The organism is Chryseobacterium sp. SIMBA_028 (assembly GCF_046535285.1).
GTDB lineage: Bacteria > Bacteroidota > Bacteroidia > Flavobacteriales > Weeksellaceae > Chryseobacterium.
In genome coordinates, this window is record NZ_JAWRWZ010000526.1 from 1 (window position 1) to 256 (window position 256).

Here is a 256-nt window from a genome sequence, read left to right on the forward strand (position 1 = left end):
CGGTGATGGTGATCGTCGCGGTTGAGCGAAACCATGAGATAGCGGCCGATTTGGACTGTTGCCAGGTAGGTGGCCATGGGCTCGGCGTGCTCATAAACCCAGGTCTCGCGGCTGGACTTGCGGGACCTGGACACAAGCCGCCCATTGCACACGGGGCGGTAGTTCTCATCCGTGGTAACCGAAATCAGGTAGCTCGACTTGCTGCGGGGATGGTCGTTGCAGGGAAACCACGAGGCGGCGCCGTTGGGCTGTCCGG

The 256-nt window shown here is 62.1% G+C and carries 1 protein-coding gene; it reads right to left on the minus strand.

Going from position 1 to position 256, the window contains the following annotated elements:
* On the minus strand, nt 1–256 hold a 256-nt coding region (locus tag SCA31_RS24365; protein WP_410699554.1), incomplete at both ends, for a hypothetical protein.